Raw genomic sequence first — 13,398 nt, 5'->3', positions numbered from 1 at the left:
ATATTTCTCCCCGTGCTCTAATTTGCTTCGTTAATGCTGGTAACCCATGGATCTACAAGCATCATCATCATCATTCCGCCAGGAAAGGCGTTATTCGTTGTAATTTCTCGTTCATTATGTGAGTGCCACATATAGGCAAATGAGCCAGTATCGTTGCCGACAGTGCCGGACGGTGGAATTGGTGTAGAGCCTACCGACCTTGCGTTGGCATCTGGTCCGAGATAGGGACTGCCGCCATACCATGCACCATTGGCTAGAATATTGGCATCCGGCAACGTCACTGGGCCTCCACTGCCAACTTGACCAAATGGCTTGGATTCCAGCGCTTTGTTGTGATCGCCGCACCACTCGTAATAGTTTGAAGCAGCTGGGTTGCCCGTATAGTAACCATTGGCATCGGGCGTGCAAACGCTACTATCAACCGCTACGCCATCTTTTAAACCATGGCCATAAGCATCCCAATTCAGACCCTTGCCTGTCCATTGAAAGATGCCATCCAAAGTCATGCCAGGTGTGGTGGTGGTGGTGAAAAGTAGTGGCCCAGCCAGCTTATTCGTTGCAGTCAGCAACATATTGCCGTCCCTCGCCAAAACACGTACATGGTTGCCGTGTTCGTGGAATGGATGCTGCCAGCGGTCAGCACCAATGACGCGTAACAAAGTCAGCTCACCCGGATGCATGTGTGGACTGCCATTGTATGGCTGGTGTGGGAGGTGCATCGCATAGTTGGGCTCCATCAGGTCTGGCATGGATCTACCATTGACCATGAAGTAAGCAGGCACATACGGCTCGGTGGCAACGAGCATGCACCCAGCAGCTTGTGTGCATGGCAATGCCGCCTGCTCCTCAGCTTGGCGGTGGATGTTTGGATCCATCTCAGAGAATTGGAATATGTACTCACGGTCGTAACATGCTGAAGCATGGTCGTAGGCAGCTTTAGCAAGACGGAAGTCAGGCTGGCTGTTACTGGCTCGAGCTTGATCGTTCTTTGTGTCAGAACAAACACTTGTATTAGCTGTAGTAGGCAAGACGATAAGTGCGCCATATAGCCCCATTTCTACCTGCAAATCACCTTGTGTGCCGCTATAGTAGCTATGAGTACCGGGCGTCGTTGCCGTAAAGGTATAAGTCACAGTGTCGGCATGTTTAGCCTCTTGGGTCAATAATCCAGCCACACCACCAGTCGCAGTCACCTGAAAACCAGGAAAAAGAATTGAGGTGTTACCGGCAGCCGCTGGTAGGTTATTGTGCAAGGTGACTGTTACCGTGTCATTCTGATGCACAATGAGCGTTGGTCCGGGAAGTTGCATGGACGGACAATTGCCTGAAATCGACGCAGGCGCGAAATTGGGTGTCAATGAACTATCGCAGCCGTAACCCCAAGAATAGACACTTGCGCCATCTGGCTGGTGAATAAAACCGGGTTCGGCAATGAGGTCAAAGTTCGTTCCAGTAATACCAGGCACTGCTGCATTGACGGGTACGATCTGTAGTAATAAAACCATAGTCGCTGTCAGCAAGGCAAGATTCGTGATCAAAGCCTTATTGATCCAAGTCATGTTTGTGATGTTAGGCATGTCTATTCTCCTAAATGCTGGCAACGATATTGACCTCGGTCATCATGCCGCCGAAGTTCTCTGCATCATTGGACAGATGGTCAAGTTGTGGCGTGTAAAGATAGAACTTCTGACCCACGGTGTACTTGGGATTAGAGGCATCCAAAATCACGTCAATCGACTCGCCACCACCGAGTGTGATGGAGTTAGTGTCATAGGCCATATTATTACCATCTTGATCACGTAGCAGTCTGGCGTTCATGCCAACCACACGCATAGGAATACCTAGCGAAGCCAATGTATGAAACTCAGTCACGTTAAGGTCTGATATGCGTAGAAGCGCTTTACCGCCTACTGGAATATTGATGATGGCTGACATCGGTTGTGAAAAACGTGGCAAACCATCTGAAGATTGCGTACTCAATGGCGCCGGATTGATGGTATCTGGATAACTGCGCCCGTTCATCAGGAAGTGCTTGTCCTTGAGGTCAACAAAACTTTCTGGATTAAAAGTCATACCAACGAAGTGAAAGTTTGGATCGAAACCATGTAATTGAAGCGGATACTCGACGTCGTAAGCGGTTGACCCATCACCATCGTTATAGGCGTATTTTTTTGTTCCGTTGTTGGTAGCACCAGTGTCCACTGCTGGCACTGGGGCAGGACAAAGTAACTCGCCGTTACAGCTCTTACGGAGGCGTTCGTATTCCGCAGTTTTAGCCGCGGCAGAAACACTCGTAGAGGTCAGTAAGGCGACGTTGGCAGGCCCCTCGTAAGCATTCTGAGCTGTGCGTAAGTTGACTGGCGTTGCAATCGTGCCGACTTTGTCCTGCCGTGGTCGCACATAGAGTTGCCCAACCATACCCATCTGCAAATGCTCAGGTGGCGTAATGTGGCAATGCCAGAAGTAGGTTCCAGCATCTGGCGCCAGATAGTAATAGGTGAAGCTACCACCGATATTAATGGCGGCTGAGGCATCTGGCACGCCGTCATAGAACGCAGAGGCATTAGCATAGCCGTGAAAGTGAACAGTATGTTGCTCGAACAGGTCAGGCCGCATAATCATACCGACATTTGTGAGGGTGAGAAAAAACTCGTCGTCTTCGTCAATCGCCATCAGTGGTGCTGGGCTGCTACCATTCAACACACCGACATCCATGATGATACGTGGATCAACATGACCATTGAGTTGGTTGGCAACTGGAATCGATTCAGGATCTGGCACTATCCCCACGGCACCATTGAATGTGTACCCAGGATATGGAGCTCCACTGGTAAGATCGGTGCGATCAGTTGAGTCGACATTGAACACCGATGCAGGCTGGGTGCCAGGCAGACCTTTTACAATGTTAGCCAAACCAGAGAGCGGGCCGAATGCAAATAGATAGGTCTGCGTACCATCACCCATAGTCGCGAAACCATCACCACCGGAGATCTGTTGGCACTTGATACCATCTCCTGTCGGATGCGCAGTAGTTGCCGATGGGCACTGAACCCCGAATGACCCCCCCATTGCCGGAAAAGCAAGGGAAAGAAATAAAAACATTGTCACTATTGGGAAACATTCAGTCACCCGTTGGCATGATGTCGTCGCATTATTCATGGCAATCTCCAAACGCTAAGCTATTGCAAGTTGTGATTATTTGCCGTGCCCATCATCGAATACGGCAAAGTAAACTTTTATGACTTAGTAGCGAGTTTAGTCTGCAACATCAATTAGCGCAGTTAGGTGGGGAATGTATTCTATTAGGGTGAATACCCTATAAGACTGTAGATAAATGCAGTAGTGATACTAGAGGGACAAGCAAGTTTCCATGACATAAGGGCTTAGTCTGCAAGCAAACCAAGCCCTTATGCAAAACAACATTTAGGTGCCTTTACTGCGGCACTATTAAGCCTTTTTCAATGGCAAAGACTGCCAGTGATGCCGCGTTGTGCATATCCAATTTCTTCATCAGATTGGAACGGTGTTTTTCTATGGTTTTAACGCTCACGCAAAGATAGTTAGCGATAAATTTATTAGGATGCCCTTCTGCAATGAGTTTCAACACCTCGCGTTCGCGTAAGGTGATAGAGTCCCAGGTCGAAGTTTGATTCGGACCTTTACCGCCAAAAAGATAGCCGCTCACGACCTGCTCAGCAACATCTGGGCTAAGATAAGTTTTCCCCCTTAGAACGCTTTTAATTGCCACCATCAGCTCGGCAAGCGTCGCATGTTTGAGCACGTAACCATCCGCACCAGCCTTAAGCGCTTCTCGAACATATTCTTCTGCTTTATGTACCGTCAGCACCAGTACTTTAATTTTAGGATAACGTCGCTTGATTTCCAAAATCGACTCTGTACCATTAGTACCTGGCATAGATAGGTCCATCAGCATTAAGTTAGGAGATAGGCTGCCAGCAAGCCTAATTGCATCGCGTCCATTATCAGCTTCGCCGACAACTTCAACATCCGGATCCGCTGAAATCATGGCAGACAAGCCTTGTCTGAGCAGAGTATGATCTTCGACAATAACAATGCGTTGTACAGTAAGCATAATATCCCCCTAACTCTATTTTACCTTTGACCACTTAGGGTCTGACCACTGCGGGTCGGTAATATGTAATTTTGCGGCTCTCGCCGATGACTGCTGGACCTGATAGCTGAAAACCCAGTCAGAATATTTTTCTGCATCTTCAAAGCTTTTGTTTGCTGCAGAGAATCCAGCCGTCTTTATCGGCTGATTCTCTGACAGGCTATGTACACCTATAATTTCCCCATGGTCTCCTAACACTAAACCCCACTCAGTTCCCCCCGTTATCGGGTCGTGGTAAATCTTGCGCAGATAACGTTTTATAGCAGGCTGTCTAGGATCCTTTAGTAAATCCTCCAAAGTCACTGGATAGGCTTTCCCATCTCGATAGTAATGCCAAATCGCTAATCGAAATTGATTGCCAACAAACAACAACTCACGCTCTTTTTCCCGTTGTAATGAAGTATGCCACACCTCTATAGTTGCGCCTAGTATAGCCCCCATGACAATAATTGCCGCTAGTACACCAATATAAGTGAATCCTTTTATGTGCGATTTATACAGTGTTATCGACGCTTTTCTTTGTAGCTGAAGCATTGCTACCACTCCTTGTATGGCAACCCGTCAGCGCCATTTCCTTCAGCACCGCTGTGCACGTCATAAACTTCGCCTTTGTCAGGGTCTTCTGGTGGAACGATTTGCCAAGTCAAGTTACTCTCAGTGATGGGATCACTAGGAATACTTCGGAGATATTTTCGTACGACCAGATCATCTAAGGTATCTGGATACTTTCCGACATCCCCGTAATACTTGTCCAAAGTTTCGCGAATCTGTGCCAGATCTTGTTTCAATACAGCTTCCTTAGACCGCTGCACACTACCAAAATACCGTGGTGTCGCTAAGGTAAGTAAGAGCGAGATAATAGTCATCACGACCAGCAGTTCAATCAGCGTAAAGCCACCTCTGCTCTGCCTATTCGCCACTATCAGTTTATCTACAGAAGTCATCACCACTCCCGGTAGGCTATCCCACTCAAACCGACGCCAGTGGACAGCGTATAAACATCATAAACATCATTACCCTCCTGTGGTTCGTTAGGGCTACTGGCATAGCTGCGTTTACCCCAAGTTTCGGCAGCTGGGATATGAGGGTCTTTCGCGAATGGATCACGCGGCAATCTCCGTAGAAAATATATTTTGCGATCAAGTGGGCTCTTAGCATCGGAAACCCCTTCCACAAGAATATCCAGCGATGGCGGATAGCCAGACTCATCCACTTTCATGAGAATCCGCCCTTCATCCGCAGCCTCTTTGTAGGCATCAATGGCTTCGCGAATTTGCCTCAGCGAAGTGCGCAGATCCTGTTCTTTGCTGCGCTGCACTGCCACTTCAGCCATAGGAAATACCACCGAAGAGAGTAATGCCATGATAGCCACCGTAATCACTAATTCGATCAGGGTGAACCCTTTTAGCTGATTGTGTGTCTCTTTTGTCATGGATTTAGCAACATGACGTTATGCGGTGTAGGCAGACGCATAGGTAATACTTGACCAGTAGCGTCAGTCGCACCGCCGGAAGATACGGTAATCTGTGACTGAGGGCTGACGGCAATCGCTTTGAATGTGATGGTCACTAGGCTACCTCTGCCAGCATTACCAATCTGCCCAGGCTGCGACATATTGATCGATATCTTTCCGCCGGCTTGGTCAATGCTACTGTCAAATGCCGTTTGCACGTTATTCTGATTCAGAAAACTACCTTCAGTGACATCCACCGCTTCCAACACCGCTGGATCAAAACCAACCTGAATCGGCACACTGATTACCTTGGCCGCAGTCTGCGCATTTACCACCACTCTAAACTGTTCGCCAACCTGTGCCTGCGTACCAGCTAGCCATGAAAGCGTGAGCGGTGCTGCCGCCGGTCTTATCCCTGGCAGTAATTTGCCTGGAGTAGGCACTACCGTGGCCGGTGGTTGAGCCTTGGCCTGTGGGCTTGTTTTAGGTTGAGACACAGGCTCAGTCGTCGGAGGTACAGCTTGCACCGCTGGAACAGTCGCTTGTGGTACTGGTGGCAATACCACGGCTTGCTGTGGCACTACAGTATTAGAAGACGAGCCTGTTTTAGCCACCCCTACAGGCTGCAATGACATGGGTTTGCTATGTAATGTCGCATCTGTGCCTGACCAGAATTCTGATAAATCAGCAGCAGGCTGATGAATATTGCGAATAATATGCGGCGTAATAAAGAGAATGATTTCGGTCTTGGTCTTACTATTATTATGTGAAGAAAATAACCGTCCAAGTATCGGCAAATCCCCTAGCCCTGGCACTTTAGACGCGGACTTGCGATCTTCATCGCTAATCAAACCACCGAGCACTTGTGTCTCGCCATCTTTTAAACGCAATACGGTACTGGCATTGCGTGTACCAATTTGATAGGCAATCGTACCAGATGTCGCATTCGTCACTTGGTTAGCAATATTGCTCACTTCTAGATATGTCTTGATGGCAACTTCGCCATCAATGTGAATATCTGGCTCAACCTCCAGCTTAAGTCCAACATCCAAATACTGGACACTGCCAGTGACAACTGGCGTTCCTGTAGAAACGGGTGTGACTGAGTTGGTAATCACTGGCACACGGTCGCCAATCATAATCTTCGCCTTCTCATGCTGCCTGACACGAATTCTCGGACTGGCTAACAAGTTAGTATCACCAACATCTTTTTTCATCGTAAGAAGCAGGCTCAGTGGGGTGACCTTAATGTTGCTGCCAGTGATGTTTCGTAACCCTTCCAAGGTAAGTGGAACGGGTGGCGGAGTGGTCGTTTGGATTGCACCGCCAAGACCTACAGTAGTGGTTGGTGTAGACGGTGCATCTGTGACAGATAAGCCGAACTGAGTTGGCCACTGCACCCCAATCTCGGTCATTTTAGAGTGTAAGACTTCAAGTACTTCTACTTCAAGCATCACTTCCGGGTCGTTTAGATCCTGTGCAGCGACTAGTTTTTCCGCGAGCTGCACAGCCTCTGGTGTGTCGCGCATCACTAGCGAATTCGTTTTCTCATGAATAAAGATGTCTTTGGTTTTCAGCATCGTTTTAATCATCGTCTGCATCTGCTTGGCATCCGCATTAACGAGATGAAAAGTGCGAATGACTAACTCCTGATACTCCTTAATTTTTGCAGGAGTACTCGGGTAGATGAAAACGGTGTTTTCATTCAGCACTTTTTCTTCCAATTGATTCTGCATCAGAATCAATCCAATGGTATCTTCAACGGAAGCATCTTTAACAAAAATGGTAGTCTTTAGGTCATTCTTGACGTCACGGTCCAGTAGAACGTTGATGCCACTGGTGCGAGACAATGCTTCAAACACCATTTTCAGATTAGCATCCCGAAACTGAAGCGAAATAGGTTTTTTGAACTTTGATTGCAATATCGGTGTGCTCATCTGGATGCGCTTAGCGCGCTGCACCTCAATCTCCTGCTTCATAGCAAGCGCTTCAGCATGCGTTGGGGTTTCCAGAAAGATATTCTGCAGTCTGGCTTCTGCACCATCCAAATCACCTTTTTCAAGTAACTCACGCGCTTCTTCTAAAGCCGCATCATGCCGCCTATCCATGGTAATGGATTCAAGGCCAGACTTAGCACGTGCATTATCAGCATCAATATGAAGCACCCGTTGAAAGTAAGATGCCGCCTCATCCTGTTGACCCTGTTCACGCATTCGATCACCAAGTAACAGTAACTTATTAATCACCCGGTCACGCTCTCGCACAAAATCGGCACGGTAAGCCATATTTCCGGGTGAGCTAATAGATGCTTGCTCCAATTTGCTTAATCCATCTTCCAGACGCACTTCATTTGTCAAATCCAGCGATTTACGCGGCAACATGTCATTGGCGCAACCAAGCAATATCATCGTGAGTACGCATGAAGTCAGCCATTTACGATTGGGAATCGGTATATCTTTAGCAACAAAATTAAAATAATGACGCAGCATCATGATGACTCCCCGACGTTCAAGGTTTGTTTGGTATTTAAAGGGATATAAGTCAGGCTAAGTTGCCCGCCGACTATCCCATCTACGCGATAGACGCTTTCAAGAATATCTCCGGGAGAAACCGAATACATGCGCTCCCCTTTAGTTAGAAAAATAATGAGATGTCCACCGGGCTCTTGGTAGCTGCCTAGATAAGCATAAGGCAAAGGGGGCGCCACTGGTTCTGGAGGAGGCAGTGGCTTGGGCTTTGGAGGCGGCGGTGGGGGAGGCGGTGGGATGAACCATGATTTTTTCTCAAATACATTGATCATTTTCACTGTGCTCATGTCTCGCTTGCCTAAGCTATCGAGCTTCACATCAGCGATCTCAGCCACACTGGCAACATGTCTAACCACAGGCTTGCCAGCCTCGCGGATATTGACTTTCACGATATTGGCAGATGAGCCCATTCCAGCACCACTTGTATCTTGCCACTCGACGTAGGTCGCTGCTACCAATAAAGCCAGCCCTAATAGTATCCATTTCTTTTTTAAAAACTGTTTCATGATGTTCGCCCAAAGTAGAGCGTCAGTTCAATAGTAGCTGCGACGCCACTGTCTCCAATTTTTTGGCGCTCAAACTTAACGCTATCCAGCGATGATGCTGGCAGGTCAGACAACACTTTACTTAGAAATTTTCGAATATTAAGATACGACCCATTGATCGGCAGCCTGATCTGGTAGCGTTGCAGTTTGCCTATCTTATCTCGGGCAATGTGGTAATCGCCCTCAGTCAGCACCAGTTCATTCTCATCGGCTGCACCAAGTATCTTTTCCAGCCAGTCAGGCAGGCTCTGCTCATCAGGAAAGTAATGATAGAAAACCGCTAGCTGGGTTGGTGAAGTAGCGCGGGTTGGCATGGCAGGTATTTTTGCGGAGTTCTTCACCTGCTTTTGCAAAGACAGCAAATGCTGACGCAAGGTACTGAGCTCGTGTTGAGCAGGCTCGATTACAGAAAAGAAGATACCTCCACTGAACACCAATAATCCCATCACAGCCATCCATGGCCAGCTTAGGCGACTTGCCCAGTGGCTCACGTAGAACCTCATGGCATTTAGTGTTGGTCTTTCCATGATGCATCCAATGTAAAACGTATGGGTTTATCTGGATCCAGCTCCTGTACTTGATGATGCTGGAGATACACCTCAGTAAAGAAATTGCTCTTCTGCAAAGTCCTGATATATCCAAGAAGCGCATCAAAATCTTTAGCTTCGCCACTGACCTTAATCTTCCCTTTCTTAGAGTCTGGATCTATTCCAAGCAAGGCGATATTATCGTTATTGGATGCCTCCATCGTTTGGAACAACACATCCCAAGGTAGCCCCATTTTAAGTAGCACGTCGTTGGCGCTATTCACCTCAACTTCAAGCCGCTGCATTTCAGCGACACTGGTAGGCGGTGCAATGCGGTTAGAGTGCAGTTTGCGTTCAATTCTAGCGATGAGATTTTCTAGATGCGTCATCTCTTTAGACAACACAAGATAATAAGAACCCAGCTTTACAGCACCCCCGATTGCCAAAATTAAAATAGCAATTCCCACCCAGTGCCAAAACCGGTTAGTTCTTCGATAATCTAGAGATAATGCACGCATGCTCTATCCACTCCTAAGCTTGACGCTAGCAAGGTGACTCGCAGGTCGTATGCCTTTACTCTCACTTGGAGTAGCTCTCAACCAATTGACCGTCCAGCCACTTACAGGCAGTGCAGATTTATCGACAACCTCTGGAGCAAACAGAAATACCACGCCACGCTCAGCACCACTATCCGATAAACTAAATTCCCGCTCTAATAGCTGCGGCAATCTGCTAAGCCAAGTATCGTCGACTTTCATCGTCCGCAGGCTGCGCCACTTGCCTTGCTCTAGCAGTGAAATGCACAACCTGCCTTGTTCAGCCAAAACAAACCAGACCTTAGGACTATTGAATCGACTCCGCCACTGGTTGAATTCATCCATTAAATAAGGTTGTGCTGAGACAAAACGCAGACCACGTGCACTAACAATTCGCTCCAGCCCATCCAGTAAACCTCGGTCTATTGCACTCGCCACCTGCATTTCGCCATAGCCGTTAGTGCTCAGTCGCAATACCCAATCATCGACATCATGACCATAAGAGACGGAAAAATAGTGACGGATATAAGCCTGCTCCTCACTATCGTTGCTCAACTCATTGCCCCATGGAATCAATACATAGCGCACAAAGTGGTTGGAGAGAATGACCGTCGCATTCATTCTGCCGCTGCCAACGCTCGATAGCCCAGTCTGCAAAGCGCGCAGTGTAGGCTGCCACGACGCCTCACCACTTTCAACGGAGCCACAGAACTCAGTCTTACTCGCCACGACCTTAGTTCGCAACAACTCTTGATGCAGTCGCACTATACTCACCCGATCTGGGCGTAAACTAATCCGCACCTCATCACTCAACGAAAGTAACACGGTTAATCTCCTCTAATGTACTTTCACCCTGACGAACCAAATCCACAGCTGCCTCACGCAGAAATCGTGTGCCGTGGCGTTGCGCAGCTTCTTTAATGACCCGAATCGGCTCACGCGCCACGATGAGTTCTCTAATCTCATCGTTGAGATTCAGCAACTCGGCAATTGCTTTTCTGCCCTTGAAGCCAGTACCACGGCACTGCCCACAGCCATGCCCTACACGGAACGTGAACTTACCAGCCTGCGTTGGTGTGATGCCAGAGTCCGCCAGTAGCTTTGTATCTGGCACATAATCAACGGCACAATGTGGGCAATTAATACGCACTAAGCGCTGTGCCAGAATGCCGTTCATGGCGGAAACGAAGCTGTAGAGATCAACACCCATATGCATAAAGCGACCGATAACATCGAACACATTGTTTGCATGCACCGTTGTCAGTACCAAATGTCCGGTCAGTGCCGACTGAATAGCGATTTGAGCCGTTTCAGGATCACGAATCTCACCTACCATGATCTTGTCTGGGTCGTGCCGTAAAATAGATCGCAAACCACGAGCGAAGGTAAGCCCCTTCTTCTCATTCACGGGTATCTGTAGCACACCAGATAATTGATACTCCACTGGGTCTTCAATGGTAATGATTTTGTCTTTACCATGATTGATCTCTGTAATTGCCGCATAGAGCGTAGTAGTCTTGCCGCTACCCGTTGGCCCTGTGACCAGCATCATGCCGTAAGGCTCGTTAGCGAGTCTGCGCAACATGGCGATGGCTTGGTCATCGAATCCCAAACAATCAAGACGCAGCCCTTTCACCTGATCAGACAGCGCCTGTTTATCTAGAATACGCAACACTGCGTCCTCACCGAATATGCAAGGCATGATAGACACGCGGAAATCCACTTCACGCCCATGAATGGAAACCTTGAAGCGTCCGTCCTGAGGTACTCGCCGTTCCGCGATGTCTAGCTCAGAAATCACCTTAATTCTAGACAACACCTGCTCTGCGAGGTCTATCCCCTCCACAGCGTTCATCGCGGTCAACACACCGTCAATACGATATTTGATGACCAGTCCAGACGCTCCAGTTTCTATATGAATATCGCTGGCGCCCATCTTCAATGCATCGTACAAAGTCGAGTTCACCAACTTAACCACGGTGCTGGTATCTTCACTGATGGATTTGAACGACAGGTTTTCAACCTCGTGACCGTTACGCAGATGCTGCTCACCTTCCGTCACCACACTATCCATGGCGCGCAAACCTTTTTCGTGTTGCGCTAGATAGGCGGAAATATCTGCACGATTAGCCAGATACCACTCAAAATGTTGTGTAACTTTATCTTCAGTCCACGCCTGTACACCAGCATCGAACGGGTCGCCAAACACGATAATTAGCTTGCCGTCCTCATTCCACAGCGCCAGACATTCATGCTCTAGTGCTTGAGTAAATTCGATGACCTCGAAAGCTGGCGCTAAGCGCTGCAAATCTGACATTTTCAGCACAGGATAATGTAATGTCTCGCCCAACGCTGCCGTAAACTCAACTGGAGGAAGCGCAAGCATTTCATCCAGTACATCAAGCACCGGACGATGACTATGCTTGGCCTGCATCTTCGCCTGATGCAAATGATCAAGTGTGACTCTCATTGCCTCTGTCTCGACCATACTCACTGGATGCTCCCAGCAAGCTCAAAAATTGGGAAATACATCATGATGACGATGCCACCAATGATCAACCCAATAAAAGCCATCAGTAGTGGCTCAAATAGCCGAGTGAACCAGTCCACCCAGCGCGCCATTTCATCATCGTAAAAGTTGGCGATTCGCTCGGTCATCTCGCCCATGCCGCCAGTGCGCTCCCCCACACGAAGCAGACGCAGTGCAACAGGCGTGGTCAAACCGAACTGTTCCATGGCATGCGAAATCGGCTTGCCTTCACGAATACTGTTTGAAGCCTGCACAAGCTGCCTACGCAATATTGGTTGCAACAAACCCGACACCATTTCCAATGCACTCACCACAGGAATACCTCCGCGCAGCAACATACCCAGCGTCCGGTAGAAGCGCGCCAGTTGGTAAACCCTGATGCGCTCGCCCACTGCGGGGATACGCCACAACCAACGCATCATCCATTGCTGAAAAGCTGGTTGCGATACGACATACACTACCGTTATCAAAAACCCTACCAAACCTGCAAATACCAGCGCCTTGTGCGTATCTAACAGATGCCCCCAATTCATCAGCAATTTAGAAAAAAATGGCAGATCCGTACCAATATCCTCGTAAATCTTACTGAATTTTGGCACGACATAGAGCATAAGAAATAAGGTGACAAGACTGCCGACACCTATCAGCAGTACTGGGTAAATGGATGCACTGACGATTTTTTTGCGTACCAGATCCATTTGAGATTGGTAGGCGATATAACGTGACAACGACTCACTCAAATCACCAGTCTTCTCACTAGCTCGAATAGTGGACACGTATAGTGCCGGGAACACAGAGGAGAATTGTTGCAAGGCAGTAGAAAGGGAATGTCCTTCGCGTAACTTGGAGATTATTTCCACCAGCATTTTCCGGTTTTCAGTACGTGTCTCTTTTTCCGCCATGGTCTCGAAAGCCTCAACCTGCGTCAGACCTGCTTCCAGTAAGGCATAAAGCTCTTGGCTGAATAAAACCAGTGAAAACTGCCCGCCTCCCCACTTACTCGACGCCTGTTTTGGTTTTACTGCGAGTACAGCATAACCCTGAGCCTTTACCTGACCAATGACCTCGCGCTCATCCAGCGCCTCAAAAGTCAGTGTCGTGACTCCAGCACCTTCCATAAAAGCTTTTACCTCGTAACGCATGGCTA

At 48.3% G+C, this 13,398-nt stretch carries 13 protein-coding genes; all 13 read right to left on the bottom strand.

The genetic code is table 11. The features are described from left to right. Window positions 1-17: 17 nt before the first annotated feature. The 13 genes from M301_RS02440 to M301_RS02380 all read right to left on the bottom strand — a co-directional run bounded on the left by M301_RS02440 (window position 18) and on the right by M301_RS02380 (window position 13,393). The gene (locus M301_RS02440; protein ID WP_013147172.1) at window positions 18-1,577 is read right to left on the bottom strand and encodes a multicopper oxidase domain-containing protein; all 1,560 of its coding nucleotides are present in this window, start codon (window positions 1,575-1,577) and stop codon (window positions 18-20) included. A gap of 10 nt (window positions 1,578-1,587) precedes the next feature. Beyond that, on the bottom strand, window positions 1,588-3,159 hold the full coding sequence (locus tag M301_RS02435; protein WP_013147171.1) for a multicopper oxidase domain-containing protein: 1,572 nt from the start codon (window positions 3,157-3,159) through the stop codon (window positions 1,588-1,590). A 274-nt stretch (window positions 3,160-3,433) separates the two neighbouring features. Continuing rightward, a complete protein-coding gene (locus tag M301_RS02430; protein WP_013147170.1) occupies window positions 3,434-4,093 on the bottom strand; it encodes a response regulator in 660 nt (219 codons plus the stop codon). Between the two features lie 15 nt (window positions 4,094-4,108). Continuing rightward, on the bottom strand, window positions 4,109-4,573 hold the full coding sequence (locus M301_RS02425) for a type II secretion system protein (RefSeq protein ID WP_190274932.1): 465 nt from the start codon (window positions 4,571-4,573) through the stop codon (window positions 4,109-4,111). A 95-nt stretch (window positions 4,574-4,668) separates the two neighbouring features. Next, complete coding sequence (locus M301_RS02420) at window positions 4,669-5,076, bottom strand: type II secretion system protein (RefSeq protein WP_013147168.1); 408 nt, start codon at window positions 5,074-5,076, stop codon at window positions 4,669-4,671. Next, window positions 5,076-5,564: a type II secretion system protein gene (locus tag M301_RS02415; RefSeq protein WP_013147167.1), complete on the bottom strand. Its 489-nt coding sequence runs from the start codon at window positions 5,562-5,564 to the stop codon at window positions 5,076-5,078. Before M301_RS02415 ends, M301_RS02420 begins: the two co-directional genes overlap by 1 nt. Continuing rightward, the gene (locus tag M301_RS02410) at window positions 5,561-8,077 is read right to left on the bottom strand and encodes a cohesin domain-containing protein (protein WP_013147166.1); all 2,517 of its coding nucleotides are present in this window, start codon (window positions 8,075-8,077) and stop codon (window positions 5,561-5,563) included. Before M301_RS02410 ends, M301_RS02415 begins: the two co-directional genes overlap by 4 nt. Beyond that, on the bottom strand, window positions 8,074-8,571 hold the full coding sequence (locus M301_RS14140) for a hypothetical protein (protein WP_148218569.1): 498 nt from the start codon (window positions 8,569-8,571) through the stop codon (window positions 8,074-8,076). The genes M301_RS02410 and M301_RS14140 overlap by 4 nt, the downstream gene beginning before the upstream one ends. 44 nt (window positions 8,572-8,615) lie before the next feature. After that, the gene (locus M301_RS02400; protein WP_148218568.1) at window positions 8,616-9,185 is read right to left on the bottom strand and encodes a hypothetical protein; all 570 of its coding nucleotides are present in this window, start codon (window positions 9,183-9,185) and stop codon (window positions 8,616-8,618) included. Beyond that, window positions 9,167-9,631 carry a PilN domain-containing protein gene (locus M301_RS14135; protein WP_190274931.1) on the bottom strand — a complete coding sequence of 155 codons (465 nt, stop codon included), beginning with the start codon at window positions 9,629-9,631 and terminating at the stop codon, window positions 9,167-9,169. The genes M301_RS02400 and M301_RS14135 overlap by 19 nt, the downstream gene beginning before the upstream one ends. Window positions 9,632-9,706: 75 nt before the next feature. After that, on the bottom strand, window positions 9,707-10,546 hold the full coding sequence (locus M301_RS02390; RefSeq protein ID WP_013147162.1) for a hypothetical protein: 840 nt from the start codon (window positions 10,544-10,546) through the stop codon (window positions 9,707-9,709). Further along, on the bottom strand, window positions 10,527-12,209 hold the full coding sequence (locus tag M301_RS02385; RefSeq protein WP_013147161.1) for a GspE/PulE family protein: 1,683 nt from the start codon (window positions 12,207-12,209) through the stop codon (window positions 10,527-10,529). Before M301_RS02385 ends, M301_RS02390 begins: the two co-directional genes overlap by 20 nt. A 2-nt stretch (window positions 12,210-12,211) precedes the next feature. After that, window positions 12,212-13,393, bottom strand: coding sequence for a type II secretion system F family protein (locus tag M301_RS02380; RefSeq protein WP_013147160.1), 1,182 nt, complete (start codon window positions 13,391-13,393; stop codon window positions 12,212-12,214). Window positions 13,394-13,398: the final 5 nt, after the last annotated feature.

It is taken from the genome of Methylotenera versatilis 301, assembly GCF_000093025.1.
GTDB lineage: Bacteria > Pseudomonadota > Gammaproteobacteria > Burkholderiales > Methylophilaceae > Methylotenera > Methylotenera versatilis.
This window is presented reverse-complemented; position numbering and strand designations above follow the sequence as displayed.

What these genes read in the sequence shown, in the direction of transcription:
- M301_RS02400 (WP_148218568.1), bottom strand. Translation starts at nt 9,185, where the DNA reads ATGGAAAGACCAACACTAAATGCCATGAGGTTCTACGTGAGCCACTGG.
- M301_RS02380 (WP_013147160.1), bottom strand. Translation starts at nt 13,393, where the DNA reads ATGCGTTACGAGGTAAAAGCTTTTATGGAAGGTGCTGGAGTCACGACA.
- M301_RS02430 (WP_013147170.1), bottom strand. Translation starts at nt 4,093, where the DNA reads ATGCTTACTGTACAACGCATTGTTATTGTCGAAGATCATACTCTGCTC.
- M301_RS02385 (WP_013147161.1), bottom strand. Translation starts at nt 12,209, where the DNA reads ATGGTCGAGACAGAGGCAATGAGAGTCACACTTGATCATTTGCATCAG.
- M301_RS02440 (WP_013147172.1), bottom strand. Translation starts at nt 1,577, where the DNA reads ATGCCTAACATCACAAACATGACTTGGATCAATAAGGCTTTGATCACG.
- M301_RS02410 (WP_013147166.1), bottom strand. Translation starts at nt 8,077, where the DNA reads ATGATGCTGCGTCATTATTTTAATTTTGTTGCTAAAGATATACCGATT.
- M301_RS02420 (WP_013147168.1), bottom strand. Translation starts at nt 5,076, where the DNA reads ATGACTTCTGTAGATAAACTGATAGTGGCGAATAGGCAGAGCAGAGGT.
- M301_RS02425 (WP_190274932.1), bottom strand. Translation starts at nt 4,573, where the DNA reads ATGGGGGCTATACTAGGCGCAACTATAGAGGTGTGGCATACTTCATTA.
- M301_RS02415 (WP_013147167.1), bottom strand. Translation starts at nt 5,564, where the DNA reads ATGACAAAAGAGACACACAATCAGCTAAAAGGGTTCACCCTGATCGAA.
- M301_RS02435 (WP_013147171.1), bottom strand. Translation starts at nt 3,159, where the DNA reads ATGAATAATGCGACGACATCATGCCAACGGGTGACTGAATGTTTCCCA.